Raw genomic sequence first — 25,965 nt, forward strand, 5'->3', positions numbered from 1 at the left:
CGGTACCGGCACTTCGACGGAGAGGTGACATGATGACGGCTATCTTGCAGACGCCGACCACGGTCGCGCAGGACTTCACGGAGTTCCGGTCCGCTGTCCTGCGATCGTTCGTGCCGCTGCAGGTGAGCACCGAGCACCGCGACCGGTTCCACGGCAGGCTCCGCACGCACGAGGCGGGCGAGATCGCGCTCACCGAGATCACCGCGTCCCCGCACGCCGTCGAGCGGACGCCGGAACTCATCGCCCGCGCCGACCGGCCCTGCTACAAGCTGAGCGTCATGCTGGCCGGCACCGGCATTCTCACCCAGGACGGCCGCGAAGCCGTGCTGCGGCCCGGCGACGTCGCGCTGTACGACACGAACCGGCCGTACTCTCTCGTGTTCGAAGAGAATTTTCGGACGCTGGTGCTGATGTTCCCGCAGCAGCAGGTTGACCTGCCACGCGACCTCGTTGGTCAGCTCACCGCGGTGCGGATGTCCGGGCGCGAAGGGGTCGGCAACGTCGTGGTGCCGTTCCTGGCGCAGCTGGGCGGGAATCTGGACGTGCTGACGAGCCCGGTGGGCGTGCGGCTGGCCCACAACGCGGTCGACCTGCTGACCACGATGCTGGCCACCGAACTCGATCTGGACCGCACGGCGGCCGACCCGCACCACGACCTGATGCGGCGGATCCGCAGCTACATCGACGCCAATCTTTCGCGGTCTGATCTCGGTCCGGCGCAGATCGCCGCGGAGCATTACATCTCGACGCGGCATCTGCACGGGTTGTTCCAGGAGCAGGGGACGACCGTCGCTGGGTGGATCCGGCAGCGGCGGTTGGAGCATTGCCGCCGGGATCTGCGGGATCCGCTGCTGGCGGCCCGTCCGGTGGCGGCAATCGCGGCGCGGTGGGGATTTGTCGACGCGGCGCACTTTTCGCGGGTGTTCCGGGCGGCCTTCGCACAGTCGCCAAGCGAACTCCGCGCCCGCGGCTGACCCGGCTCCCACACCATCCACGGCGCTCCCGATCACCGGGGGCGCCGTTGCCGTTTCGCCCCGAAGCCGCTGGTATTGACCGCGAGCGTCCGGCAGTTGCCCGCCAGCGCACGAACGTTCGCTCCCGGGCCGGGGCGCGGCGAGCATGATGGGCATGTCCGACCCTTCCCCAGACGAATGGCGCACCTACGACGAGTTCGCCGCCGGGATCGACACCTACCGGCTGCCCAACGCGGACCTCACCGGGCAGGAGCTCACCGTCACGCTCGATGACGGCGCGAAGCTCGAGCTGCGGTTCCTCGACGGCGAACGGCTCACGCTCAACGGCGTCGAGGACCCGTACGACGCGGTCGCCGTGCGTCCTGACGTCTTTTTCGTGAATCTGCCGCTGACGAGCGTCGAAGGCGAGGCCCGCACAATCGTCTACTCGACCACCACGCACCGCGCGATGACCATCCGGTCGGTGATCGGCGACGAGGACATCGAAGGCACGCCGCGGGTTTCGCAGACCTTCCACGCCGGCACCACCGACGGCGGCGAGCCGACCGGCGACGTGCCCGGGCCGTCGCGGGACCTCATCGGCAAGCGCAACGTCTACCGCTACAGCCCGAACCACCTGTACGAGCACGTTTACCTTTCCTCCGAACGCTACTGCTGGCAGTGCGTCGAGGGCGTGCAGCGCGGGCACGGCGACGTGGACATGTCGACCGTCTGGAAGTTCGCCGACGGCCTGTACCTGTTCTGCTTCCGCGAGTTCCGGATCGCGGTGGCGAGCGTGTGGCTGCACGACCTCGGCTACGACCTGCGCACCACCGGCGTTTTCCTCGGCATCACCGGCGACGGCCGGTCCGAGCACTCCCGCGCGGGCGGGCACATCTACCCGCTCGGCTCGATCAGCTACCCCGACGTCCAGCCCGTTTAAGGAGTTCCCCCGTGTCCAATTTGGACGTGATCACCGCGCACTACGAGGCGAGCGACCGCGGCGACCTCGACGGCATGCTCGCGCCGATCGGCCCCGAGACCACCTGGACCGAGGCCGCCGGATTCCCTTACGCGGGCACCTACACCGGGCCGGACGAGGTACGGCGCAACGTCTTCGAGGCGATCGCCCGCGACTGGGACGGCTACCAGTTCTCCCTCTCCGCGCTGCTGGACGCCGGTGACTCGATCGTCGGGCTCGGCACCTACACCGGCACGAACCGCAAGTCCGGCAAGGCTTTCACCGCTCGCGTGGCGCACGTGTGGAAGTTCGACGGCGACAAGGTCGCGAGCTTCGAGCAGATCGTCGATTCCGCACCGGTCGCCGCGGCGACCGACTGAGCCTGCCGCGCCACGGCGGTGCCGGTCCTTCCCCCGGCACCGCCCCCGTTCTCTCTCCCCTCCCCCTCTGGTCACTGTGGACCGGAAAGCCGAGCCATGATGAGAAAGTTCCTGCCCGCGCTCGCGTCGGCCGTGCTCGTCACGCTGGTCGCGGCGGGCTGCGCGGGCACCGCCGATCCGAACGGACCGATCGTGGTCGGCTCGGTCAACGCGCTGAGCGGACCCGCCACCTTCCCGGAATCCTCCCAGGCCGCCAAGGCCGTCTTCGACGCGGCGAACGCGGCGGGCGGCGTGCACGGGCGCAAGATCGAATACCACGCCATCGACGACAAGGGCGACCCCGCCGCCGCGGCGGCCGCGGCCCGCGAAATCGTGGGCGGCGACCAGGCGGTGGCGCTGGTCGGTTCGTCGAGCCTCATCGAATGCCAGATCAACGCCAAGTACTACCAGCAGGAAAGAGTCCTCTCCATCTCCGGCATCGGCGTCGACCCGTCGTGCTTCACCAGCCCGAACATCGGGCCGGCCAACGTCGGGCCGTTCCACGACATGACGCTGACCCTGCTGTACGGCTCCGAAGTGCTGCACCTGGAAGACATGTGCGCACTGCTGGAAATCGCCGGGAACACGTTGCCATACTACCGCGCGGCCATTGACGAATGGTCGAAAATCACCGGCAAGAAACTGAAGTACGTCGACGCGACCGTGCCGTACAACGGTTCCGACTACACGCCTTACATCGTGAAGGCGCGTGCCGCCGGGTGCAAAGCGGTGACAGTGAACCCGGTGGAGCCCGACTCGATCGGCCAGCTGAAAGCCGCGCAGGCACAAGGTTGGAAAGACGTGACCTGGCTGCTGCTCACGAGTGTCTACAGTGAACAGTACGCGAAAGCGGTTTCCGACGCGGGCAAGGGCGTTTACGTGCCCGCCGAGTTCTACCCGTTCACCGATCCGTCGAGCCCGCGCACCAAGGAGTGGCGGGATCTCATGACCCGCAACAACATTCCGCTGACCTCGTTCAGCCAGGGCGGCTATCTCGCGGCGAAGTACTTCCTGAAGGTGCTGGAAGGCATGCCGGGCGACATCACGCGGGAATCGGTGACGAAGGCGCTGCGCGAAATGAAGCCGATCTCCGATCCGATGGTCGGCACGCCGTACGTGTTCGGCCCCGGGCAGACGCACCACGACAACATCGCGGGCTGGCCGGTGAAGCTCGCGACGGGCACGAACCGGTGGGAGATCGCCGGTACCGACTGGCTGCGGATTCCGCGGCGCTGACCCGATCCGCTCTGGAAAGAGGAGACTGCAATGGTGCAGGGAGCGCTGGCCGGGCTCGCCGCCGGCGGGCTTTACGCGGTGCTGGCGGTGTGCCTGACGCTGATGTCGCGGCTGGTCCGGGTCGTCAACTTCGCGCAGGCGGCGACCGGCATGTTCGGCAGTTACGTCGGGGTGGCGCTGTCCGTCCACGGCGGACTGCCGGAGTGGCTGGCGGTGGTGCTCGGCGTGCTGCTGGGCGGAGTGCTGAGCGTGCTGATCGGCTGGGTCGTCTCGACGTGGCTGGCCGAAGCAGGCACCGGCACCCGTTCGGCGGTCACTGTCGCGGTGCTGCTGCTGTTGATCTCGTTGTCGTTCATCCTGTTCGGCAACAAACCGCAGCCGTTCCAGGCGTTGCTGGCCGGCCCGGCGTTCACCGTCGGCGGCGTGGTGATCAGCCAGGTGACGGTCGTGACCGTCGTGCTGGCGGTGGTGATCGCCTTCGCCGCACGGCTGATCCTGACAAAGACGCCCGTTGGTATCTCACTGCGTGCTTTGTCGGAACGCCCGACGACAGCTGAGCTGTTAGGTATCCCCGCGAAACGTCTCAGTGCCGCCGTGTGGGGCGCCACCGGGCTGATCAGCACGGTCATCATCGTGATCGTCGCCCCGTCCCAGTCGAACGACGCCACCTCGCTGTCCATGCTGGTCGTGCCCGCGGCCGCGGCGGCCCTGCTCGGCGGGTTCCGCAGGCTGGACCTCGCCGTCGTCGGCGGACTGGTGCTCGGCATGCTGCAGGGTGCGCTCGCGCAGGTCGACCAGTTTTCGGTAGTGCGGAATTTCGTCCCGTTCCTGGCCATCGTCGGCCTGCTCGTGTGGTCTCAGCGCAAGGAGGTGTGGGATGCAGCTCGCTGACCGGGGCGCAGTGTCCCGCTTCGGAACCCCACTGGTCGTCGCGGTGGTCGCGGTGCTGGTCGGAATCGGCCTGACCGTCGGTCTCAACGGCTACTTCGCCTACCTCGGCGTGAGCGTCGTCGTAGCCGCGATCGCCTTGCTCGGCTTGGGCGTCGTCACCGGCAGCGCCGGGATGATTTCCTTGTGCCAGCTGACCTTCGGCGCGATCGGCGCGTGGGTCGTCTCCGCATTGAACAAAGCCGGTGCCCCCGGCGGATTCTTCTTCTGGCTGCTGCTGGGCGGTCTCGCCGCCGGTGTCGTCGGTGTCCTCATTGGACTCCCCGCGCTGCGGCTGCGCGGGATCAACCTGGCGGTGGTGACTCTCGGCCTGGCCGCGGCCGCCGACGTCACCCTGGTGGAAATCCAGTTCCCCGGCACCACGGACGGCGTCTCGGTGGACCGTCCGTCCTTTGTGGCCGACGACAACGCGTACTTCCTCATGTGCATCATCGTCCTGATCGTCTGCGCCTTGCTCGTGCACTTCCTCCGGCGCGGTCCGTGGGGCAGCAGCTGGGCCGCGGTGGCGTTCTCCGAGCGCGGTACCGCGGCGGCAGGTGCCAGCGTTCGTACGGCCAAGCTGTCGGCCTTCGCGGTCAGCGCCACTCTGGGCGGCATCAGCGGCGGCCTGCTGACCGCACAGGTCGGGTTCGCGTTCCCGACCAGTTTCGCCCCGCTGCAGTCACTGGCGTTGTACGTGCTGGCGATCATGTCCGGTGCGCACCTGATTGATATGGCAGTGTTCGGTGCTGTCCTCTGGGTTGCCGTACCAGAGCTGTTGAAGCGGTGGGGAGTCCCGCAAGACTGGGGTTACGTGATCTTCGGTCTCCTGGGCATCCAGGCGCTGGCCGGACGCGGCAACCTCGGCACCGCGATCCGCGAGCTGTGGCGGCGTCGCTCGAGGGCCAGCGCTGGGGTTCAGATCACTGCGCTGGGCGAAGAACCGCCGCGACTGCCGCCCGGCGAACCGGTACTGGTGGTCCGGGGCCTGAGTGTCACCTTCGGACAAGTGAAGGCACTGTCCGGAGTGGACTTGGCCGTACCGAAGGGTGGAGTCCTAGGCGTCATCGGCCCGAACGGCGCGGGAAAGTCCACTTTGGTCGACGCCATCAGCGGCTTCCTGCCGCAAGCGGAAGGAACCGTCGAACTGGCCGACCGTCCGCTCACCGGCAATCCGACGCAACGAGCCCGCTTCGGCCTGCGCCGAACCTTCCAGCAAGACCGAGTCCCGGCGGGACTGACCATCGAGGCTTACGTCCGCTTCGTCGCCCGCCGCCGCCCGGACGCCGCCGAGGTCGCTGCCGCACTGGAGTTCTTCGGGTGCCCGCCGGCCGCGACGCCGCTGGACCGCGTCGACGTGGGCGCGCGCCGGCTGGTCGAAGTCGTCGGCCACCTCATGGCCAAGCCCCAGGTGCTGCTCCTCGACGAACCGGCGGCGGGTCTCCCGCACGAGGAACATGTCGCGTTCGGCGAACGCCTGCGGCAGGTCCCGGCCCGGTTCGGCGTCTCGGTGCTGATCATCGAACACGACCTGGACCTGGTCCGGTCGGTCTGCGACACGCTGACCGTGCTCGACTTCGGCGAGGTGCTCGCGAGCGGCCCGCAGGCGGAAGTGCTGGCGGATCCGGCGGTTCTGAAGGCCTACCTGGGCGAAACGGAGATGCTGTGAGCACGCTGCGAATCGAGAACCTGACCGTCGCGCGCGGCGCGGGCCCAGTCATCGCCGACGTCGGACTGACACTGGAACCGGGCAAGATCACCGCATTGGTCGGCCCCAACGGAGCGGGCAAGACCAGCCTGTTGGAAGCCCTGTCCGGCGTGATCCCGGCGGCGTCCGGAGCAATCCACATTGGACACACTGATGTCACGAAACATTCGCGGGTAGCCAGAGCGCGGCTCGGACTGGCGCACGTGGAACAGGGACGCGCGGTGTTCGCCAGCCTGACCGTCCTGGAAAACCTGCGCCTGACCGCCAAAACCCCGGCCGGCGTGGAAGAAGTCCTCGCCCTCTTCCCGGAATTGGAAAAACGCAAGAACTCGCCCGCCGCGCTGCTGTCCGGCGGCGAGCAGCAGATGGTGGTGCTGGGCCGGGCCTTCGCCGCGAAACCGAAGTTCCTGCTCATCGACGAGATGTCGCTCGGACTGGCCCCGGCCGTCTTTACCAGGCTTCTCCCGGCGGTCACCGAATTCGCCAACGCGGGCGCGGCGATCCTCCTGGTGGAACAGTTCACCCACCTGGCGCTGAAAGTCGCGCAGGAAGCCGTGGTCGTTTCCTCCGGCAGGGTCACCTACGCCGGGGAGTCGCAGCCCCTGCTGGACCAGCCGGACACGCTGCACCAGGCGTATCTGGGCACCAACTGACCCGGGGCGTGGACGTTCCGCGGTGGGACGCCCACGCCCCGGCCGGTCAGCCTTCCCGGATGGTCATCTTGGCGATCCGGTCGCCGTCGACGGCGAAGACGAACTTCGACCGTCCGTTGGCGTGATTGCTGCGCCAATCCCCGACGACGGTGACGGCGCCATCGCCGGAGACCGTGACCTCCTCCGGGGTCAGGACGCCGCGCGAGCCGATGAACTCGACGTCGCTCCACCCCTTGATCTCGGCGCGCCCGGCGAACGACCGGCCCCAGTCGTCCACGACGCCCTTTTCGGTGAACGCGTCCAGGAACGCGGCGTCGTCGTGCCGATTCACCGCGTCGACGAACGACGCGACCGGTTCCGGAATCTCCACTTCGGACATGGCGTTTCCCTTGCTGTCGTTGCTCAGCGGGTGGTGTAGCCGCCGTTGGCGAAGATAGTCTGCCCGGTGATCCACCAGCCGGACGTCGCGAGGAACGACACGATCGGGGCGATGTCCTCGATCTTAGTCAGCTGCCCGCCCATCGCCTGCGACTTGTGGAATTCCACCCGTTCCGGGGTTTCCTGGCCGTAGAAGAACGGCGTGTCCATCGGGCCGGGCCCGACCGCGGTGACCGAGATCCCGCGCGGGGCGAATTCCTTGGCCGCGGCGCGGGTGAAGTGCTCGACCGGGCTCTTGCCGCCCGCGTAGGTCGAGTACCCGTCGGTGAACGCCGCGAGCAGGCTGGTCACGATCGTGATGATCTTGCCGCCGTCGGCGACGTTCTTGCCCGCTTCCTTGATGAAGAAGTAGGCCGCCTTCGAGTTGATGTCGAACATCGAGTCGTACTCGTCCTCGGTGGTCTCGGTGATCGGCTTGCGCAGCACCTTGCCCACCGTGTTGACCGCGACGTCGATCTTCCCGAGCGCGGCCTCCGCGTCGGCGAACAGCTTCTCCACGTTCGCCGGGACGGTGAGGTCGCCGGTGAGCACGACGCCCTTGCCGCCCGCCGCCTCGACCGCGGCGAGCGTCTCTTCCGCCTGCGGCCGGGTCGACTCGGAGTTGTAGTGGATCGCCACGTTCGCGCCGGCCTCGGCGGCCTGTCTGCTGATGAGCCCGCCCAGGTTCTTCGCCCCGGCGGCGACCAGGACGTTCTTGCCCTTGAGGGTGTGGTCGGTCATGAGGACCCCTCCATCTCTTTATCGCTGATATGTATCACTGTAGCAGTGCAATAGCGGCTACCATAGCGGTGTGACACAGATTGCGAACGCGGATACACGGACCCGGCTCCTGGACGCCGCAGCCGAACAGGTCGCGGCGACGCCGGGCGAGGACATCTCGCTGCGCGCGATCTGTGCCCAAGCCGGGGTGAAAATGCCGACGCTGTACCACTTCTTCGGCAGCAAACAGGGCCTGCTGGACGCGGTCGTCGAGCGCGGTTTCGACCTGTACCTCGCGGAGAAGGGCGCGCACGAGCCGTCCGGCGACCCGATCCAGGACCTGCGCGACGGCTGGGACGCCCACGTCGCGTTCGGAATCGCGAACCCCGGCTTCTACACGCTCATGTACGGCCAGGTGCACCCCGGCCACGCCCCCGAAGCGCAAGAACGCCCCAGCGCGATGCTGCGCGCCCTGACCAAGGCGGCGGCCGACCAGGGCCGCCTGACGGTCCCGCCGGACCAGGCGGCCGCGCACATCCTGGTGGCGAACATCGGCGTCACGCTGCGGCAGATCATCCTCGCCGAGGAAGACCGCCCGCTGTCCGTGGCGGTGCGGGAAGGCGCGATCGCCGCGATCACCGGCACCTCGGCGGCCGGGGACCGGTCCGCCGAAATCCACCGCGTGCTGGAGCACGCCGCGGCGAACCCGGAGATTCTGGGCGCGACGGAAACCCAGCTGCTCACGAAATGGCTGCGGACCCTGGCGGAATCAAGCTGACGCGACGATCGATCCGGCTGGGAAACGGGTCGCCCTCGGGCGAGTCCGCGGCGAAGACCGGCGTCGTCCCCGCCAGGCCGAGGTACCCGTTGCGGCTCCGCGAGGAACTCCGTCGCCCAGCCCCGGTCGCGCCACGAACTCATGGTCAGGTCGAGGTACCGATCGGACGTCTCGGCGGTGGCTCCGAGCACCCAGCAGTCGACGTCGAAGAACCGCGATGTCGAAGAACCGCCGGGTTTCGTGCCCCAGCAATCGCGCGCGGACCGCGGCTTGCGTTGTCCTTGTCACGTCGCCTGACCGGGACGGCTGGCCGCTTCGCGGAGGACTTCGGCGGCGGCGTCGGCCACCTTCTCGACCCAGTCGTCGCCGTAAACGTCGGAGACGATCGCCACCGGCACCTGGTCGACGTTGTAGAAGGTCTGGCTGGCGTCGCGCGCAGCGGCCAGAAGCGCGAACACCCGGTCGGCGAGCGCCTCGCGGGCGCGCGCGACCGGGTGTCGCGGATAGGTCATGGCCTCCCGGCCGAGCAGGACTTCGACCTCCCGGGCGATCGCGACGGCCTTGTCCGCGAACCGCTGGTTGGCCGTCGCGGTCTTCTCCGCCCAGCCCCCCCTCGAACGTCATCCGGCCATTATCGGGCTACATCCCGGCGCGCTCAAAGGCCAAGGTGGGCAAGTCGACCGCGTGCGCCCCGCCGTCCGCGACCAGCACGGCCCCGGTGATGTACGAGGACTCCGACGAGCCCAGGAACCGCACGATGGAAGCGATTTCCTCCGGTTCGGCCGGACGCCGCAACGGCACCTCGGCGGTCACCCGCCGGTACCCCTCGTCGTGCCCGCCGTCGAACCCGGCCGCCTCGGCGAACTGCTCCATCTCCCCGTCCGCCATCGGCGTCCGCACCCAGCCCGGGCACACCGCGTTGGCCCGCACCCCGCGCGGCCCGTAATCCCGGGCGATAGACCGGGTCAGCCCGATCAACGCGTGCTTCGCCACCGTGTACCCGGCGACATTGGGCCCGGCGAACAACCCGGCCAGCGAAGAAACGATGACGACCTGCCCGCCGCTCTGCACGAGAGAAGGCAACGCAGCGCGGCAGAACACGAACGCACTGGACAAATTGGACCGAAGCGCGATCTCCCATTCCTCGTCGCCGGTGTCCACCACCGAGGACAGCCCGTGCCCGCCGGCATTGGCCACGATCACGTCCAGCCGCCCGAACTTCTCGACGATTTCCGCGATCGCCGCCTCCGCGTCCTCCCGGACGCTGGCGTCGCCGGCGATCACGTGCGCGCCAGTCTCCGCAGCGACCTTCTCCAGCGGCTCGCGCCGCCGGCCCAGAACCACGACCTGTGCGCCTTCGCCGGCGTACCGCCGAGCAACCGCAGCCCCAATGCCCGTCCCTCCGCCGGTAATCGCCACGACCCGCGTGTCTGCCATCGTCATTTCTCCCTTTCAAGCAGGAAACCCAGACCGAGCCGAATAGCCGAAGTCGGCGAGCAAGGCCTGTCCGTTCACCGTCCGCGCCCGCGCGGAAGCCAGATACACCACCTGCTGGGCGACCTCCCCGGCCGCCTGGACCGGGAACCCCGGTTCGTCCAGCAGGTCCCCCAAATCCCCTCGCGCCATCGGCGTGTCCACCACCGACGGGCACACGCAGTTGACCCGGACGCCGCCGAACTCGACCGACAACGCGCGCGTCAACGACACCACCGCGCCCTTCGACGCGCAGTAGGGCACCATCCCCGGCGCGCACACGAAGGCCGAATCGCTGGCCAGGAAGACGATCGAGCTCCCGTCCCCCAGCCACGGCCGAGCGTGCTTCGCGACCAGGAACTGGCCCAGCACGTTCACCGCCATCACCGAGGTGAAGTCCGCCGCGCTGATCTCGGAGAGCGGCCGTCCGACCGGTCCTGATATCCCAGCGCAGCCGACTACCACGTCAATCCCGCCGAACGACTCCGCCACGAGCCGCACGCCCGCGGCGACCTGGTCCTCGTCGGTGATGTCCGCCCGCGCCGCGACGACGTCCCCCGGCAGCGACGGCGGCCGGATCCGGTCGAGGATCCCGACCCGCGCGCCCTCGTCCAGGAACGCCCGCGCGCAGGCCAGCCCGATCCCGGACGCAGCCCCGGTGATCAGCACAGCCTTGCCGTCGAGGTCGAGTCGCATCCGGCAATCCTGCAGCAACGGCGCCCGCGGGGATTGGCAACGAGTGCATCCTTGTTGTCAGCGACCGCACGACCCCCGGGTCCCGGCTACCGCTGTCCCCGGGGCACCGCGAACACTGCGGCGAGGAGCGCGAAGGGACACCATGAGCAACGCACACCCGCACCCCCTTGACCCGCTGACCGCCGACGAGCTCGCCGCAGGCCGGGCCGTGCTGGAGGCACAGGGGCTGATCACCGAGACGACGCGGTTTCCGCAGGTCCTCCCGGTGGAGCCGGACAAGGCCGCCGTGCTGGCCGGCGCCCCGGCCGACCGCCGGATCCAGTTCACCCTGCTCGACACCGCGACCGGCGAATCGGCCGACGCGGTCGTGTCGGTGACCGCCGGGGAGCTGGTCAGCCACGAGAAGTGCGGCGAGGGCCAGCCCCCGTATCTCTTCGAGGAATACGACCTGGCCGAGGCCGTCACGAAGGCCTCCCCGGAATGGCGGGCGGCCATGGAGCGCCGCGGCCTCGGCGACCGCATCGAGCACGCGTTCTGCGCGCCGCTCGCCCCCGGCTATTTCGGCCGGGAGGACGAGACCGGCCGGGTCATCCGTTCGCTCACCTTCCTGCGCGAGGACGACACCGACAGCCCGTGGGCGCATCCGGTCGAGGGCCTGGTCGCGCACCTCAACCTGACCGAACAGCGGGTCCTGCGGGTCGAGGACGAGGGCGACACCCCGGTCCCGGAGGACTCCGGCCGGTACGGGCACCACCCCGCGCGCACGACCCTCAAGCCCATCGAGATCACCCAGCCGGAAGGCCCGAGCTTCCAGGTCGACGGCTCGCTCGTGACGTGGGAGGGCTGGCAGCTGCGCGTCGGGTTCAACGCGCGCGAGGGATTGACCCTGCACCAGCTGACCTTCCAGGACCGCTCGGTGCTGTACCGCGCATCGGTGCCTGAGATGGTTGTTCCCTACGGTGATACGTCAATCGGCCGGTTCTGGATCAGCTACTTCGACGCCGGCGAATACCTGCTCGGCAAGAACGGCAACAGCCTGCGCCTCGGCTGCGACTGCCTCGGCGTGATCCACTACTTCGACGCCTTCCTCGCCGACGACCACGGCCAGCCGGTGCGCGTGCCGAACGCGATCTGCATGCACGAGGAGGACTACGGGATCCTGTGGAAGCACACGGATCTGGACGGCAAGGCCGAGGTCCGCCGTTCGCGCCGGCTGGTGATCTCGTCGATCTCCACCATCGGCAATTACGACTACGGCTTCTTCTGGTATCTCTACCTCGACGGCACCATCGAATGCGAAGCCAAGGCGACCGGGATCGTCTTCTCCGGCGCGGGCGAGCCGGGGTCCGCGAGTCCGCACGCGTCCGAGATCGCACCCGGCCTGTTCGCGCCGGTGCACCAGCACCTGTTCTGCGCGCGGCTCGACTTCGCCGTCGACGGCCAGCGCAACTCGGTGTACGAAGTGGACGCTGTCGGCATTCCGGTCGGCGAAAAGAACCCGTATGGCAACGCCTTCACCTGGAAAGCCACGGAATTGCGTACCGAACAGGAAGCGAAGCGGCACGCGAACCCCGCGACCGCGCGAGTGTGGGAGGTCCGCAGCACCGAGCACACCAACCGGCTCGGCGCGCCGACCGCGTACCAGCTCGTGCCGCGACCGTCGGCAACCCTGATGGCACAACCGGAATCGACGGTGTACCAGCGCGCGACGTTCGCCACGAACCACCTGTGGGTCACGCCCTACGCGCCTGACGAACGCTTCCCGGCGGGCGATCGGCCCAACGCGCACCCGGGCGGAGCCGGTCTGCCCGCGTGGACGGCGGCCGACCGCTCCGTCAGCGACACCGACGTCGTGCTGTGGCACGTCTTCGGCCCCACGCACATCCCGCGTCCGGAGGACTGGCCGGTCATGCCGGTCGACTACTCCGGATTCATGGTGCGCCCCTACGGGTTCTGCGACCGGAACCCGGCACTCGACCTGCCCTCGGCCGCCCACGGCCACTGCGAACACTGAGGAAGGCTCCATGCCCGCGACCAATCTGTCCGACACCTCCACCTGGCTCCCGCTCGACGGGCTCGCCCCCGGCTTCGACGCCAACAAAGCGGCCACTGTGGACGATCTCGACAACCAGTCGTTCACTTTGGACTGTGCCGACGGCGGCACGTTCTCGATCAGCTTCACCGGCGGCCGCGCGTCGTGGAACGAGGACGGCGCCACCGGCGAGACCGCTTCCGAGACGTTCCTCGTCGACGCCGGACTGTTCTACGTGCAGTTCCACCCCGACGCGGAAACCTCGTACAGCCTGCTGCTGGACGTGCGCCAGGGCCGCGCACTAGTCGTCACGAGCACGATCGGCGACGGACTTCCCCGGGTGACGCAAAGGTTCCGTCCTGCGACCATCCAGGGCCGCGAGGCGCACGGCGAGGAAATCGCGCCCAGCACCGCGCTGATCGGCCGCCGCGTGCAGTGGGTCTACAGCGAAGAGCACGCGTACGAGCACGTTTACCTGACCCCGCACTGGTACACCTGGCAGTGCCTTTCCGGCCCGGAGCGCGGTCTCGCCGACACCGACGAGAATTCCGTCTACCAGATCCGGCCCGGGATCTACGTGTTCACCTGGCGCGAGAAGGTCATCCCGTGCGCGTCGGTGACCGTGGCCGACCACCGGAACGTGCGGGAGCTGCGGTCGCACGGTTCGCTGTTCGGGCTGGGCGAGGACGGCAAGTCGCCGACGCACTTCACCTTCGGCGCGTACGGCCGGCTGCTCAGCAACACTGTTTATTCGCCGGACTACGACCCCGCTGGACAGTGACCCGTGGCGCCTGAACTGCTCCTCACCAACGCCACTGTGTACACAGTGGACGAAGATCGGCCGTGGGCGGCCTCGCTCGCGGTGGAGAACGGCCGGGTGAGCACCGCCGAGGCCGGTCCGGACACCGAGGTCGTCGATCTCGGCGGCGCGTTCGTGCTGCCGGGTTTCGTGGACGTGCACAGCCACCACGCCCTCGCCGGGCGGGAATTGTTCGAGCTGCGCCTGGAAAGCGGCGCGGGACTGGACGAAATCCTCGCCGCGGTCAGGGAATGGTCGGCCGGGCTCGGTCCGGACGAATGGGTCGTCGGCGGCGCCTGGCCGTCCACTTTGGCCCCCGAACTCGGCCACGAGTCCGTGCGACGGGCACTGGACGAGGCGGCGGGCGGACGGCCGGTGGTGCTGATCGAGGACAGCAGGCACAACCGGTGGGCGAGCAGCCGGGCGCTGGAACTGGCCGGGATCACCGCGGCCACTCCGGACCCGACCGGCGGGACGATCCACCGCGACCTCGACAGCGGCGCGCCGACCGGTCTGCTGATCGAGAGCGCGGGCTTGGCGGTGGAGCGGGCGATGCGGGACACGCGCACGCTCACCGCCGAGCAACACGCCGAAGCGTCGCGGCGGGCGATCGCGATCCTGCACTCGTACGGCATCACCGCGTTCCAGGACGCCGGGGCCACCCTCGACATCCTCACTGCGCTGAAGACGCTGGACGACGCGGGCGAACTGGCCGCGTGGGTGGTGTCGTCGATGCTGGTCAACGACCCGATCTTCGGCGCGGACCCGATCGGCGAACCACTGCTCGACCGGGCCGCGGCGTACCGCAGCGAGCACCACCGGCCGGACTTCGTGAAGATCTTCCTCGACGGCACCCCGCCCGCGCACACCGCGGCGTTCCTCGAGCCGTATCTGCACCACGAGTGCTTCTGCGGCGACACCACGATGCCGCCGGAGGAACTCGCGAAGTGGCTGGACGTCGCCGTCTCGGCCGGGCTTTCGGCGAAGATCCACTGCGCGGGCGACGCTGCCGTCCGGGCCACTTTGGACGCTGCCGGCAATCTCCGCGCCCGCGGCGACTACACGACGAAAATCCAAGTGGCGCACGGACAATTCATCCACCCGGACGACCTGGAGCGGTTCGCGACGCTCAACGTGTCGGCGGACATCTCGCCGTTCCTCTGGGTGCCCGGAGTGATCCCGGACGCCATCGCCCAGGTGATCCCCGCCGAACGCGCGGCGCGCATGCAGCCGAACCGGACGCTGCTGGACACCGGCGCACTCGTCGCCGGGGGTTCGGACTGGCCGGTGAGCGAATCGCCGAACGCCTGGGAAGGCATCGAGGGCCTGATCACGCGGCAGGACCCGTACGGCAAGCACCCGGGGAGCCTGTGGCCGGAGCAGGCGATCACGCTGGCCGAGGCGATCCAGGTATTCACGCTGAACTCGGCCCGCGCATGCGGACTGGACGACGTGACGGGGTCGCTGACGCCGGGGAAGTCGGCGGATTTCGTGGTGCTGGACCAGGATCCGTTCAAGACCCCGGCAAACGAACTGGCCGGGATCACGGTGCGGGAGACGTGGTTCGGGGGGAAGCGGGTTTTCGCGCGGGACTAGGGCTCGGGCGTGGTTGTCCCGGTCCTAACCGGGATAACCACGCACAAAGTCCTCCACCGTCTCGCCGCTCTCCCCTTGCACCAGCAGTACCAGGCGCGCGGGTACGCCTGCCGCGGCGTAGGCGGCCAGCCGGTGGTGTCCGTCAAGGACGACGCCCAGCACGAACCGTTCCGGCCACTCGGCGCTGATGTACCTGTCCTCCGCCCAGGCCAGCAGCAACGCCGCCGGACGCTCGCCGCGGGCGATGGCTTCGGCGTACCGGCCGACGGTCACCGGGTCCAGCGCGTCCAGCGGTTGCGACGGAACCACGCTGCCGTACGCCGGCATCTCGCCGGGAATCGACCGCGGGGCTTGGAAATGCTCGATGCCCGGCCAGTCGGGGTCCCCCTCCCACGCACTGCGCGTCCCGGTTCTGCGCAGCCACCACCACGACCGCTCCGCCGTCCGCACTCGTTCCAGCGGCAGATCGGCCAAGAGCATCCGGTAGTGCCCAGTCTCCAGCTCCTGCAGCAGCGGTTCCAGCGCGCGCACTGTCGCGGTGGTGAGTTCCCGCGGCCCAGCGAGGACTTCCCGTATCCGGTCGGCGCCGGCCAGCGCTTCGGCGGGACCGAAGCCGAGCAGGTGCAGCATGGTTTCGCAGGTCTCGCACCCGGAGCCGACGCCAAAACGCGCCCGATCCCCGATGTACAGCGTCTGATCCCAGCGCGGCCACGTCGGTCCCGGCGACGGCGCGTCGAACTCGACGCGCACCCGGGCCCGGCCTTCGTCGACGGAAAACCGCAGTGCGGAAGGAGAATCGGGGACCACGTCGCGCACCTCGGGGACTGGCCCGGCGGTGCGGTCGAGCGCGGCCCAAACCCGGCGGATATCGTCGGGCGCGGGCAGCAACGGAGACCGTCCGGTGAGCCGGACCAGCGCCCGGTGGACGTCCCAGGCAGGCTGCTCCGGGCCGTTCGCCAGCCAGTCGAGCAGCACCGGGACGGCGGCCGGGTCGCCCATTTCCTCCAGCGCGACCGCCAAGAAGGTGTGCATGAGCCCGGCGGACGCGAAAAGCCGCCGGGCGATCGGCACCGTCCATTCGCGCGCGCCGAGCCGGGCCAGTGCGAGCGCCGCCCGGCCGCACAGATCGTCGTCCTCCAGCAGCGCACCGAGCGCTTTCGCCCGCCGCCGGGCGCCGGACACCCCCGCCGCGTCGATGACCGGCGGCTGATATCCCAGCTCCTTGATCAGCTGATCCAGCACGGGTTCGGGCACCGGCAGGCCTCGCCGCACCACGTCCTCGAGCAGCCGGGCCGTGCGGAGCTGGGTCAGCAGATCGAGCAAGACCGGATCGCTGTCCGTCCCGAGCAGGTACAGCAGGTAATGGAGGTGTCGCCGCTGGTCGTCGTTCGCCGCCGGGTACAGCTCGCCCGCGCGCACAGCCAACGCGGCCCGTTCCGAAGACGGGCCGGCAGCCAAAACGTCGAGCTTCGAATGGTCGGCGGCGAGAAGATCATCCACGCGACGAGCCTACTGACGCCCGCGCGCGATTTACGCCAGCATGAACTCCGCCACCCGCTCCCCCATCAGCACCGCAGGCGCGTTCGTGTTCCCGCTGATCACGCGCGGCAGCACCGAAGCGTCCGCGACCCTCAGCCCGGACACTCCGCGCACCGCCAGCGTCGGGTCCGTCACCGCCAGCTCGTCGGTTCCCATCCGGCACGTGCCCACCTGGTGGTGATACGTGATCGCCGTTCGCCGGACGTACTCCCGGATATCCGCCGGTCCCGGGTACAGCTCCCGCGCGCCCCACTCCTCGGCCAGTGCCGGGGCGCCTCCGATCAACCGGCACTGTTCCACCGACGCGACCAGGCTTTCGAAGTCCGCCGGGTGTGCCAGCGCGGCCAGGTCGATCAGCGGCATCTCGGCCGGATCCGTGCTGCGCAGCCGCAGCGTTCCCCGGCTTTGCGGCGTGATCATGCCCGCCATCAGCGAGAACCCGGTCTCCGGTCCGGTCATCCACGGTTCGTACATCGGCACGCTGAAGTGGATCGGCTGCGTGTCCGGCACCGCCAGGCCCGGGCGGCTGCGCCAGAACAGATGCGTCTGCGTCACCGAAAGCCCGGTCTGCGGCGGCGCGACCGCGCGCCGGTCGGTGGCGAAGATGACCGGCGACAGCAGGTGATCGTGCAGGTTCTCGCCGACCCCTGGCAGATCCGCGACGACGTCCAAGCCCAGCGCCGCGACGTCGTCAGCCGGGCCGATTCCGCTGCGCAGCAGGATCGCCGGGGACGCGAGGGCACCGGCGGCGAGCACGACTTGGTCGGCGAACCGCGACTCCAGTTTGCCGTCGACCTCCGCCAGCACGCCGATGCAGCGGTCGCCCTCGAAAAGCACGCGATGCACCAGCGCGCCAGTGTGGACGGTCATCTGGCTGGCGACCGGTTCGGCGTAGCAGAGCCAGGTGTTGCGCCGCCGTCCGCCGGACATGGTGACTTGCTGCACGGAGACGCCGTCTAGGGTGCCACCGTTGTAATTGTCGTTGAACGGCAGGCCGATCTCCTGCGCGGCGTCCACAATGGACTGCTGGATGGGCTGCAGCGGATCGTGCTGTTCGAGGTCGAGCAGGTCGCGTTCGATCCGTTCGTACACCGGACGCACGTCGTCCCAGGTCCAGCCCGGCAGCGCCCAGCCGTCGTAGTCCGCCGCCGCGCCGCGGACCCAGATCATCGCGTTCAGCGAATGCGAGCCGCCGAGCACCTTGCCGCGCGGCAGGTGCAGCCTGCGGTTCCCGGCGTGCGGCTGCGGCACCGTGTAGTAGTCCCAGTCCTCGGCGGCGTGCCACAGTTCCGCCGCGCGCGACGGGTCGTGGATCGCCGCGTTCGTGTCCGGTCCGCCCGCCTCCAGCAGCGTCACCTTCGCGCCCGCGTCGACCAGCCGCCGGCACACCACCGAGCCCGCCGAACCCGCACCCACCACGATCACGTCCATGTCCTGATCCTGGCCGGTCCCCCGGCCGCGCCCGGAATTGTCTTCACTCGCCGACAACGGGCGTGCCCTCGCGGACAAGACCGCCCGCCCGCCGCGCGCCGATACTCGGGAGCGACCAGAAGACCGGGACTAGGGAGCACCATGGCGACACGCCTGTTCATCGACGGTCAGTGGACCGAGGCCGGCGGGGAGCCCGTCCCGACCCGCGATCCGGCCACCGGCACGGTTCTCGAAGACGTCGGGACGGCGACGCGGGCCGACGTCGACGCCGCGGTCGCCGCCGCGCGCCGCGCGCTGACCTCGCCGGAGTGGGCCTGGCTGGCGCCGGTGCAGCGCGCGAAACTGCTGTTCCGCCTCGCCGACCTCGTCGACGAGCACCACGAGGAACTCGCCGCGCTGGAAACCCGCGACCAGGGCCAGCCGATCGGCGTCTCGCGCCAGGTGAGCGTCACCGGCGCAGCCGAGCACCTGCGGTACTTCGCCGGCTGGGTGACGAAAATCCAGGGCACCACGAACCCGGTTTCGTTCCCGGACACTCTGCACTACACGCGCCGCGAGCCGGTCGGCGTGAACGCGCTGATCACGCCGTGGAACTTCCCGCTGATGATCCTCGTGTGGAAGCTCGCACCCGCGCTCGCCACCGGAAACACCGTGGTGATCAAGCCGAGCGAGGTCACGCCGCTGACCAGCATCCGGCTGGTACAGCTGGCCGAGCAGGCTGGTATCCCAGCGGGCGTCGTCAACCTGGTCACCGGCGACGGCCCGGTGGGCGCGCTGCTGAGTTCGCACCACGACGTCGACCACGTTTCCTACACCGGTTCCACCGCGGTCGGGAAGCTGATCACCGCGGCGAGCGCGGAGTCCAACCTCAAGCGGCTCACCCTCGAACTCGGCGGCAAGGCCCCGAGCATCATCGCCGCCGACGCCGACCTCGACGCCGCCGTCGCGGGCAACCTCGCCGGCGCGACGCTGAACACCGGGCAGGTCTGCGCGGCGTACACGCGGTTCTACGTCGACCGCAAGCGCGAGCAGGAGTTCGTGGAGAAAATGGCCGCCGGGCTGGCGGGCCTGCAGGTCGGCCCCGGTTTGGAGGAGACGACCCAGGTCGGGCCGCTCGTGTCGGACAAGCACCGCAGGCACGTCGCGAACCTGGTGGCGACCGGCCGTTCCGAAGGCGCGGACCTGATCACCGGCGGCTCGGAAGTCGACCGCGACGGCTACTTCTACCAGCCGACGCTCTTCGCGGGCGTCACCGACTCGATGACGATCATGCGCGAGGAGATCTTCGGCCCAGTGCTGGCGGTGACGCCGTACGACGACCCGGACGAACTGGTCGCGCGCGCGAACGACACGCAGTACGGCCTCGCCGCGACTGTGTGGACCCGCGACATCCGTACCGCGCAACGCTATGCGGACGGGATTCGCGCGGGCGCGGTGTTCGTGAACATGCCGCCGATCCCGGACATGGCCGCCCCGTGGGGTGGATACAAGGCGTCGGGCTGGGGCCGCGAAATGGGCCCGTGGGCGCTGGACGCGTACACCGAGACGAAGGCCGTTTGGCTGCACTACGGCTACTGAACGCTTTCGGGGCTCGGCGGTCTGCCTCGGACTGTCGAGCCCCGTTCAGCGGGCCAGTTCGGCCAGCGACAGCAGCAAATGCGCCGACTCCGGGTACCAGATGTCCGAATGCGCCCCGGCTGGATTCCACCACCGCCCGCGCCGGAACCGCCACCCCGACTCGACGTTGACGATCCGCCGGTCCAATTCGGACCGTGAGTACTCCGCCGATACCTTGTGCAGCACCGTGTTCGCGACCTCGTCGGCCGGAGCCTTCACCCCGACGTTCCCGATCCCTCGCACGCCCTCCGCCAACCGGTGCCACAACCCGGTCGCCCGGTCAAACCGGGACCGGGTCAGCACGACCGGCCCGTTGATCGGCGCGGCACGCAGCACCGGGGCGAACCGGCCGGTGAAGATGTCCGGGCGCGCCGCCATCTGGAACACCAGCAGAGTGTCCACAGTGTACGGATAACGCGGGTCAGCCCGATCCCACCCGAGAACCGGCGGACCGTCGCCCGCCGCGGCCTGCACCGCTTCCACGACGAACCGGCCGCCGAAGGAATGGCCGACACAATGCAGGTACTGTCCGGTGACGGTCCGCAAACTCGGCGCACTGCCCGGCAATTGACGTTCCGCGTTCAGATATCCGAGCAATTGGCCGAGCGCCTCCGCGGCCCGCCCGTCGGTGGTCATCGCATGCGCCCGGTCGCGGATCCGCCGGTACCCGGTCAGGAACGGGTTGCTCATCGACGGCCACCGCACCATGACGTAAAACCCTTGCCACGCACCGAGTCCTTCGTAAGACCCAGCCGCGTGCCGTTCCTCCAGCAGCCCGAAGAACTGCCGCGCCCGCCGGTCCGCCGTCTCCCGGTTGTTCTGCCAGCCGTGCACGAACACGACGATGTCGGTCGCCGTCGCCGGAACCTCCAGCCACCGGGCCAGCAAACGCGGCACCGCCTCGGCGGGTACCGGCTCGCCGGTTTCCGGATCCACGAAATCACCGCGCTCGTCGAGGTCCAGGATCACCGGTTCGGTCACGGTCGCCCTTCCTGCCACAGATGCACGTCGATCCCGCGGTACAGCGAAAACATCAGCCCGAGCGGATTGTGGTGTTCGTCGGCGAACGCACGCGCCAGCGAGCGCACGATATCGCCCAGTTTCGCGCCCGTATCGATGAATTCGGTGAACAACCGCCGTGAATACTCGCACGCGAACGCGGGCGGCAGGTCGATCTGCGGGCCGATCAGGCAGCGTCCGCCGTTGCCCAGCAGCGCTTTGCCGAAGGCCGAGTAGAACGCCGACGTCACCTGTCCGCCCTGGCACGCCCCGACGTACACGAACGGCTTCGTCGGCAGCGGCGCTTCCTCCAGCCACGCGGTCAGATCGGTGCCGTAGATCCGTTCGCCGTCGCCGAGTTTCAGATACGGCTGTTCGATCAGCCCGCCGGATCCGCTGACCTTGCCGTGACAGCCGAAATACGTGACGTGGTCGGCGAAATCGCGGCTGCGGAAATGCGCGGCGAGCGTTTTCTTGTCCGGCCGCAGCACGACTTCGGCCCGGCCGTGGAAGAAGTCGACCACCGGCGCGATGTAGGGCGTGTCCGGGAATTGCCGGTCCACGCCGTGGTCGACGTTGAGCCCGACGACCGGTTTGCCGCCGTCCACGGTGATCCGCGCGTCGAAGTCGTCTACCCGGGAGAAGGTGTGCTCCACGACGTGCCGGTAGCCCCAGAACCCGGCGAGCGACCAGTTCTCGTCGTCCGGGTACTCGTCCGGCCGCCGCGGCGAGGTGTACAGCATGCCCCACGGCACGATCAGGCTGTCCGATTCGATGCTGATCACGTTCTCGCCCTCGGCGAGCGCCAGTTCCAGCAGCGCCCGGATCCGCTGCAGCCCGCGATCCGGACCGGCGAACAGCAGCCGGTACATCAGATAGCCGGCGTCCGCGAGGGCGAAACCGGCGCGGCGCAACAGTTCCGGCCGCTGCGACAGGTCCCAGCCGTCGGCGAACGGGTGGCGGCGCGGCCCGCGCTCGGTCCGCTCGGCGACGTCCACGACGTGCCGCTGCCAGGTTTCGCGGAGGATGTCGATCCGGGAGTTCAGCTCGCCGAGGCTGTGCGCGATCCGGCCCTGGTACCCGCCGCCGCCGTCCTCCGGGAACGCGCTGCCCCACGCTTGCACGAGAAGCCCCGGCACCCCGGGGAACTCAAGGAACCGCAGGTTGACCGTCCGCGCCCGGTTGTACGGCGGCACCGCGACGCGGCTCAGCCCTGCGGTGTTGTCGACGGTCACCTCGGCGCTCAGCTGACGGGTCATGACGGCACCTCCACCGGCAGCGCGGCCGCGATTTCCAGGAGCAGCTGGGCGTCGTGCTCGCGGTAGATCCGGAACACCAGCCGCAGCGGCCCCGGCGCGACCGGGACAACGTCGAACTCCGCCGGCTCGCGCAGCCGGTCGCCGGTGATCCAGCCGACCCGCGACATCGGCTGGGCCGCCCCGGGCGCGGCGTCGAGCAGCACCCGGACGCGCACGACACCAGCCGGCGCGGTCGCAGGTTCCTTGCGCCGCACCGAAACCGCGACCCTTACCGCCCTTCCGACGACGACCGGATCATCAGATCGGCATTCGACGGTCGCCTCCAGCAGGCCCGGTCCCGGCGGCGGGCCGTCGTCCGGCGGTGTCGCGTCCGGCGGCCGTCTGCCCGCCCAGAGCACCCGCCGGGAGGAGAACGGCGGCAGCCCCGAAACCTCGCCCGGCACCGGATACCCGGTCCGGCCGGTGCGCCAGGTAGCGGGCCGCGAATCCGCCCGGCGGGAATCCACGCGCCGGGAATCCACCCGACGCGAGTCGACGCGCCGGGAATCGATCCGGCGCGAGTCAACCCGGGGCGAGTCGACCCGCGCGCTGAGCACCGTGCCGTAAACCGGCGCTTGCGGCCCTTCGAGCTGGATGTCCTCAACGGGCTTCGCGGCATCAGCAACCACTGGCGGCCGCAACGTCAGCGAAATCCGCTCCGAAAGAAACTCTTCCCCAGTCAGCGGTCCGTGCAGACTGACCAGCCCGCTCTCCGCGTCGACGACGTCCACCAGCAACCGCAACCGGCCCAGCACCGCCTCGTTGCCCTGCGCGGTCGCCAACGCCACCGCCGAACCCAGCGCGTCCAGCGTGGCACTCAGGTTTCCGTTGCGGTACGCGGAAAGCGCGGCATCCACGGCAGCCCCCAGGCCCAGGTGCGGACCGACCGGTGCCTGGGCCAGATGCGCCGGATCATCGGTCAGCCGCACGGAAACGGTCTCCGCCTCCGACTGCACCGAGCCCTGCTGCGCCCACATCGCGACCAGCTGATGGTCCCGCTCGATCGCCAACCCCGACGGCACGAGCAAGCTCAGCGCGTACTCCCTGGTTTCCCCTGGCGTCCACTGCCCGAGATCGAGGCCTTCCTCGCTGATTCGCCGCTGCGGCAGGGGTTTCTGCAACTCTCGCGGAGCCAGCTGGCTGACCCGGTACACCACACAACCCGGCGAATCGCGCACGAACAGCCGCATCGGACCGCCGCCGGAGCCAGCCGTGACCGTCACCTTCACGGTCGTGCTGGAGGTGCGCGACGGCAGGTAACGGGGGTAGTGCACCACGACTTTCGGCTGTGCGGCGGAGACCGGTCGCGGCACCTCGAGACCGCGCACCCGTCCCGCGTGGTCCCGCAGCGCTGGCCACGCCCGGTTCGCCTGCTCCCAATAGACCTGCGCGAGGTCGTGCTTCACCTGGCGCAAGTCAGGAAACCTGGTGGCAGCTGCGGGATTCTCGGCGGCCAGCCGCAGCAGCGTCTCCCCGACCACCGCGGTGAGCCGGCTCTGCGCGTCCTCGTCCAGGTTCAGCTCGCCGAGCCGGGACCACGCGGCAGCGGCTTCGTCGAGGCTCGGCAGTTCCGTCTCACCTGGCACGAGCGCGGCGAGCGCCCGCACCGCGCCGATCCGAGCCGCCAAGCCCGACGCCGCGGGTACTTCGTCCAAAACCGCGGCGGCACCGACCCGATCACCCTGCCCGAGCCGGATCCGGGCAAGCCCGAACGCCGCCGCGACCATGGACCGGTCGCACACCCACACCGCCTCGTAGTAGCGCGCCGCGGCCGCCGCCAACCCTCGCAGTTCGGCGCAGAAACCCAGCGCCAGCAACGGCGCCAGCTCGCCCGGCACCAGCCGCGCGCACTCCCGGTACTGGTTCTCGGCGTCGTCCAGAGAGCCCGCGTCCAGCAGGATCGCAGCGCTGCGCCAGGCCGCCGAGACTTCCTCGGATGCGGTGAAGAGAGCCATGGGCAAGGCGGCCCGGACGTCGTCGTCCCGAAGGCGATCGTCGGCGCGCAACGGCGGTTCCGGCCCCCAGGCTTCCCACTCCGGAACCCCGAGCCCCGCCGCGGCGAGCTCGCGAGGTTCGGCGAACACCCGCGACACGACCGGACGCGGCACGCGCGTGCGCTGGCTGAGCAGCTGCCGCAGCACCCCGCGCAGCTGTTCGGCCATGTCGTAGGCGGTGGCGAACCGGTCCTCGTAACGTGCGGTGGCCCGGTCGATCAGCACCTGCAGCATTTCCCGGCCAAGACCGCCGTACGACCCGGAACACTCCCGCAGCAGCTCTTCCAGGGTGCGGCCGACCGAGTAGAGATCCGACCGGACGCTGATGCCTTCCCGGTCCAGCTCGGACCGCGGCGGCTGGTAGCCCGGCGTGCCGACGATCGCGCTGTCCCGGTCGTTCTGCCGCCGCACCGAGCCGAGGTCGACGAGCGTGATCCGATCGCCGTCCTGCAGCACGTTGTCCGGTTTCACATCGACGTACAGCAATCCCCGAGCGTGCAGGTACCCGACCGCCTCGAGCAGCTGCAGCCCGTACGCGGCGACGTGCTCCGGACGCAGCCGCTTCGCGCGCTGGAGGACCGACCGCAGCGAAATGCCGCGCACGTACTCCATCACCAGATACCCGCTGGGCCTGCCGGTTTCCGGGTCCGGGTGTTCGACGTGCGCGAGGGTGCGGACGACGTTCGGGTGGTCCAGTTCCAGCAGCTGCGGCACGACAGCGGACTGCGCGGCGGCCAGCGCGCCGCCGCGGTCCCGTTCGCCGACCAGGGTTTTGAGCACCACGAACCGGCCGCCTTCGGCCTCGTCGCGGGCGAGGTAGATCCAGCTGAACCCGCCGTGCGCGATGCACCCGAGCACCCGGTACCGGCCGGCGACGACCGTGCCCTGTTCCAGCGTCGGCAGGAAGGTGAACGGCGTGCCGCAATGCACGCAGTAGCCGCGCACCCGGCCGGGCCGCCCGGCCTCGCCTCGGCCCACCGGATTGCCGCATTCCCCGCAGAACCGGTGCCGTTCCGGCAGTGCCGCGTCGGGCAGCACAGCTCCGAACGGGTCCGGCGGCGTCGCTTTCGGCAGCGCGACCCGGAGGTCCCCGGGCGCGGGCCGGCTGCCGGTGCGGACGAGGAGTTCGTCGAGCCGGTCCTCGATCACCGAATCGTCGGTCACCCATTCGCGCAGCTGCGGGAAGTACGCCAGCACGGTGTCCGCCGGAACCAGCCGCACCGCGGTGTCGACCACCACGATGCCGAGCAGCCGCCCGGTGGTGCGGTCGAACGCCGGACAGCCGGACAGGTCCGGGTCGACGCCGCCCTCCAGCAGAGTGAGCGGCACCCGTTCGCCGTCGGCCGCACCGGTGGTGGCACGCACCCAAATGCCGTAGCCGAGGCGGAGCGGAAGGCTGTGGATCCGGACTTCCCGCCCGGATCCGACCTTCCGCCGGAGCGTCGCGCCGCCGCTCACCGGAGTGTCCAGTTCGAGCAGCGCCAGGTCGCCGCGCGCGCCCGCGAGCGGCGGGACCAGCCCGGCCAGCGCCGCGGAACCCGCCGATTCGACCCGGAAAACGGTTTCGTCACGGGCCGCCCGGGAGCAGGTCAGGACGTACCGGCCGCCGATCAGCACGCCGGCGCCGAGGAGGCGGCCGTCGGCAGCGTGGATGCGCGTCTGCCCCGTATTCCACCCCAGATCAGCGGCCACGAGGTAAAACCTTACCCGGGAACGGCC

The 25,965-nt window shown here is 69.6% G+C and carries 22 protein-coding genes; 12 read left to right on the top strand and 10 right to left on the bottom strand.

The window, feature by feature from the left end; translation table 11 throughout:
- Positions 1 to 32: 32 nt before the first annotated feature.
- The 7 genes from DMP23_RS07695 to DMP23_RS07725 all read left to right on the top strand — a co-directional run bounded on the left by DMP23_RS07695 (position 33) and on the right by DMP23_RS07725 (position 6,857).
- Positions 33 to 974 (top strand): helix-turn-helix domain-containing protein, encoded by a 942-nt coding sequence (locus tag DMP23_RS07695; RefSeq protein ID WP_107051170.1) that lies wholly within the window; start codon positions 33 to 35, stop codon positions 972 to 974.
- 154 nt (positions 975 to 1,128) lie between these two features.
- Positions 1,129 to 1,896, top strand: a complete 768-nt coding sequence (locus tag DMP23_RS07700) for a MoaF C-terminal domain-containing protein (RefSeq protein ID WP_037818001.1) — start codon at positions 1,129 to 1,131, stop codon at positions 1,894 to 1,896.
- Positions 1,897 to 1,907: 11 nt separating this feature from the next.
- The gene (locus tag DMP23_RS07705; RefSeq protein ID WP_037817792.1) at positions 1,908 to 2,294 is read left to right on the top strand and encodes a nuclear transport factor 2 family protein; all 387 of its coding nucleotides are present in this window, start codon (positions 1,908 to 1,910) and stop codon (positions 2,292 to 2,294) included.
- 96 nt (positions 2,295 to 2,390) lie between these two features.
- On the top strand, positions 2,391 to 3,569 hold the full coding sequence (locus tag DMP23_RS07710; RefSeq protein ID WP_238604664.1) for an ABC transporter substrate-binding protein: 1,179 nt from the start codon (positions 2,391 to 2,393) through the stop codon (positions 3,567 to 3,569).
- 30 nt (positions 3,570 to 3,599) lie between these two features.
- A complete protein-coding gene (locus DMP23_RS07715) occupies positions 3,600 to 4,460 on the top strand; it encodes a branched-chain amino acid ABC transporter permease (RefSeq protein ID WP_337820596.1) in 861 nt (286 codons plus the stop codon).
- Positions 4,447 to 6,165, top strand: a complete 1,719-nt coding sequence (locus tag DMP23_RS07720) for a branched-chain amino acid ABC transporter ATP-binding protein/permease (RefSeq protein ID WP_337820597.1) — start codon at positions 4,447 to 4,449, stop codon at positions 6,163 to 6,165. Before DMP23_RS07715 ends, DMP23_RS07720 begins: the two co-directional genes overlap by 14 nt.
- The gene (locus tag DMP23_RS07725; protein WP_337820598.1) at positions 6,162 to 6,857 is read left to right on the top strand and encodes an ABC transporter ATP-binding protein; all 696 of its coding nucleotides are present in this window, start codon (positions 6,162 to 6,164) and stop codon (positions 6,855 to 6,857) included. Before DMP23_RS07720 ends, DMP23_RS07725 begins: the two co-directional genes overlap by 4 nt.
- Positions 6,858 to 6,903: 46 nt before the next feature.
- On the opposite strand, the gene DMP23_RS07730 is transcribed toward DMP23_RS07725, so the two are convergent.
- Positions 6,904 to 7,236 carry a nuclear transport factor 2 family protein gene (locus DMP23_RS07730; RefSeq protein WP_043836421.1) on the bottom strand — a complete coding sequence of 111 codons (333 nt, stop codon included), beginning with the start codon at positions 7,234 to 7,236 and terminating at the stop codon, positions 6,904 to 6,906.
- A gap of 23 nt (positions 7,237 to 7,259) precedes the next feature.
- The gene (locus DMP23_RS07735; RefSeq protein ID WP_037817784.1) at positions 7,260 to 8,015 is read right to left on the bottom strand and encodes an SDR family oxidoreductase; all 756 of its coding nucleotides are present in this window, start codon (positions 8,013 to 8,015) and stop codon (positions 7,260 to 7,262) included.
- Between the two features lie 70 nt (positions 8,016 to 8,085).
- Here DMP23_RS07735 and DMP23_RS07740 point away from each other — a divergent pair, with 70 nt between their 5' ends.
- Positions 8,086 to 8,772: a TetR/AcrR family transcriptional regulator gene (locus DMP23_RS07740; RefSeq protein ID WP_037817783.1), complete on the top strand. Its 687-nt coding sequence runs from the start codon at positions 8,086 to 8,088 to the stop codon at positions 8,770 to 8,772.
- A gap of 284 nt (positions 8,773 to 9,056) precedes the next feature.
- On the opposite strand, the gene DMP23_RS07745 is transcribed toward DMP23_RS07740, so the two are convergent.
- From DMP23_RS07745 to DMP23_RS07755, 3 genes are all read right to left on the bottom strand, one after another.
- Positions 9,057 to 9,284, bottom strand: a complete 228-nt coding sequence (locus DMP23_RS07745; RefSeq protein WP_337820599.1) for a hypothetical protein — start codon at positions 9,282 to 9,284, stop codon at positions 9,057 to 9,059.
- A gap of 127 nt (positions 9,285 to 9,411) precedes the next feature.
- The gene (locus DMP23_RS07750; RefSeq protein WP_337820600.1) at positions 9,412 to 10,209 is read right to left on the bottom strand and encodes an SDR family NAD(P)-dependent oxidoreductase; all 798 of its coding nucleotides are present in this window, start codon (positions 10,207 to 10,209) and stop codon (positions 9,412 to 9,414) included.
- A gap of 15 nt (positions 10,210 to 10,224) precedes the next feature.
- Positions 10,225 to 10,941: an SDR family NAD(P)-dependent oxidoreductase gene (locus tag DMP23_RS07755; RefSeq protein WP_337820601.1), complete on the bottom strand. Its 717-nt coding sequence runs from the start codon at positions 10,939 to 10,941 to the stop codon at positions 10,225 to 10,227.
- Positions 10,942 to 11,083: 142 nt separating this feature from the next.
- Here DMP23_RS07755 and DMP23_RS07760 point away from each other — a divergent pair, with 142 nt between their 5' ends.
- Genes DMP23_RS07760 through DMP23_RS07770 form a run of 3 tightly spaced genes read left to right on the top strand, consistent with a single transcriptional unit; the run spans position 11,084 to position 15,368 of the window.
- On the top strand, positions 11,084 to 12,955 hold the full coding sequence (locus DMP23_RS07760; RefSeq protein ID WP_337820602.1) for a primary-amine oxidase: 1,872 nt from the start codon (positions 11,084 to 11,086) through the stop codon (positions 12,953 to 12,955).
- 10 nt (positions 12,956 to 12,965) lie between these two features.
- Positions 12,966 to 13,754: a molybdenum cofactor biosynthesis F family protein gene (locus DMP23_RS07765; RefSeq protein WP_337820603.1), complete on the top strand. Its 789-nt coding sequence runs from the start codon at positions 12,966 to 12,968 to the stop codon at positions 13,752 to 13,754.
- Between the two features lie 3 nt (positions 13,755 to 13,757).
- Positions 13,758 to 15,368: an amidohydrolase gene (locus DMP23_RS07770; RefSeq protein ID WP_337820604.1), complete on the top strand. Its 1,611-nt coding sequence runs from the start codon at positions 13,758 to 13,760 to the stop codon at positions 15,366 to 15,368.
- 24 nt (positions 15,369 to 15,392) lie between these two features.
- On the opposite strand, the gene DMP23_RS07775 is transcribed toward DMP23_RS07770, so the two are convergent.
- Both DMP23_RS07775 and DMP23_RS07780 read right to left on the bottom strand, forming a co-directional pair.
- Positions 15,393 to 16,868, bottom strand: a complete 1,476-nt coding sequence (locus tag DMP23_RS07775; RefSeq protein WP_337820605.1) for a hypothetical protein — start codon at positions 16,866 to 16,868, stop codon at positions 15,393 to 15,395.
- Between the two features lie 30 nt (positions 16,869 to 16,898).
- A complete protein-coding gene (locus DMP23_RS07780; RefSeq protein WP_337820606.1) occupies positions 16,899 to 18,338 on the bottom strand; it encodes a GMC family oxidoreductase in 1,440 nt (479 codons plus the stop codon).
- 141 nt (positions 18,339 to 18,479) lie between these two features.
- Between DMP23_RS07780 and DMP23_RS07785 the strand changes: the two genes are divergently transcribed.
- Positions 18,480 to 19,916: an aldehyde dehydrogenase family protein gene (locus tag DMP23_RS07785; RefSeq protein ID WP_337820607.1), complete on the top strand. Its 1,437-nt coding sequence runs from the start codon at positions 18,480 to 18,482 to the stop codon at positions 19,914 to 19,916.
- Positions 19,917 to 19,961: 45 nt separating this feature from the next.
- Here the strand turns inward: DMP23_RS07785 and DMP23_RS07790 are convergent, their stop codons facing one another.
- Genes DMP23_RS07790 through DMP23_RS07800 form a run of 3 tightly spaced genes read right to left on the bottom strand, consistent with a single transcriptional unit; the run spans position 19,962 to position 25,938 of the window.
- A complete protein-coding gene (locus DMP23_RS07790) occupies positions 19,962 to 20,936 on the bottom strand; it encodes an alpha/beta hydrolase (protein ID WP_337820608.1) in 975 nt (324 codons plus the stop codon).
- Positions 20,933 to 22,213 carry a hypothetical protein gene (locus tag DMP23_RS07795; protein WP_337820609.1) on the bottom strand — a complete coding sequence of 427 codons (1,281 nt, stop codon included), beginning with the start codon at positions 22,211 to 22,213 and terminating at the stop codon, positions 20,933 to 20,935. Before DMP23_RS07795 ends, DMP23_RS07790 begins: the two co-directional genes overlap by 4 nt.
- Positions 22,210 to 25,938, bottom strand: coding sequence for a serine/threonine-protein kinase (locus DMP23_RS07800; protein ID WP_337820610.1), 3,729 nt, complete (start codon positions 25,936 to 25,938; stop codon positions 22,210 to 22,212). The genes DMP23_RS07795 and DMP23_RS07800 overlap by 4 nt, the downstream gene beginning before the upstream one ends.
- Between the last annotated feature and the right edge of the window lie 27 nt (positions 25,939 to 25,965).

Origin of the sequence: Amycolatopsis sp. A1MSW2902, from assembly GCF_017312175.1 — a bacterium.
GTDB classification, from domain to species: domain Bacteria; phylum Actinomycetota; class Actinomycetes; order Mycobacteriales; family Pseudonocardiaceae; genus Amycolatopsis; species Amycolatopsis nivea.

Coding starts and splice junctions, on each gene's coding strand:
- DMP23_RS07745 (WP_337820599.1), bottom strand. CDS start 9,284: ATGACCTATCCGCGACACCCGGTCGCGCGCGCCCGCGAGGCGCTCGCC.
- DMP23_RS07785 (WP_337820607.1), top strand. CDS start 18,480: ATGGCGACACGCCTGTTCATCGACGGTCAGTGGACCGAGGCCGGCGGG.
- DMP23_RS07715 (WP_337820596.1), top strand. CDS start 3,600: ATGGTGCAGGGAGCGCTGGCCGGGCTCGCCGCCGGCGGGCTTTACGCG.
- DMP23_RS07695 (WP_107051170.1), top strand. CDS start 33: ATGACGGCTATCTTGCAGACGCCGACCACGGTCGCGCAGGACTTCACG.
- DMP23_RS07765 (WP_337820603.1), top strand. CDS start 12,966: ATGCCCGCGACCAATCTGTCCGACACCTCCACCTGGCTCCCGCTCGAC.
- DMP23_RS07735 (WP_037817784.1), bottom strand. CDS start 8,015: ATGACCGACCACACCCTCAAGGGCAAGAACGTCCTGGTCGCCGCCGGG.
- DMP23_RS07750 (WP_337820600.1), bottom strand. CDS start 10,209: ATGGCAGACACGCGGGTCGTGGCGATTACCGGCGGAGGGACGGGCATT.
- DMP23_RS07710 (WP_238604664.1), top strand. CDS start 2,391: ATGATGAGAAAGTTCCTGCCCGCGCTCGCGTCGGCCGTGCTCGTCACG.
- DMP23_RS07755 (WP_337820601.1), bottom strand. CDS start 10,941: ATGCGACTCGACCTCGACGGCAAGGCTGTGCTGATCACCGGGGCTGCG.
- DMP23_RS07760 (WP_337820602.1), top strand. CDS start 11,084: ATGAGCAACGCACACCCGCACCCCCTTGACCCGCTGACCGCCGACGAG.
- DMP23_RS07700 (WP_037818001.1), top strand. CDS start 1,129: ATGTCCGACCCTTCCCCAGACGAATGGCGCACCTACGACGAGTTCGCC.
- DMP23_RS07780 (WP_337820606.1), bottom strand. CDS start 18,338: ATGGACGTGATCGTGGTGGGTGCGGGTTCGGCGGGCTCGGTGGTGTGC.
- DMP23_RS07795 (WP_337820609.1), bottom strand. CDS start 22,213: ATGACCCGTCAGCTGAGCGCCGAGGTGACCGTCGACAACACCGCAGGG.
- DMP23_RS07730 (WP_043836421.1), bottom strand. CDS start 7,236: ATGTCCGAAGTGGAGATTCCGGAACCGGTCGCGTCGTTCGTCGACGCG.
- DMP23_RS07720 (WP_337820597.1), top strand. CDS start 4,447: ATGCAGCTCGCTGACCGGGGCGCAGTGTCCCGCTTCGGAACCCCACTG.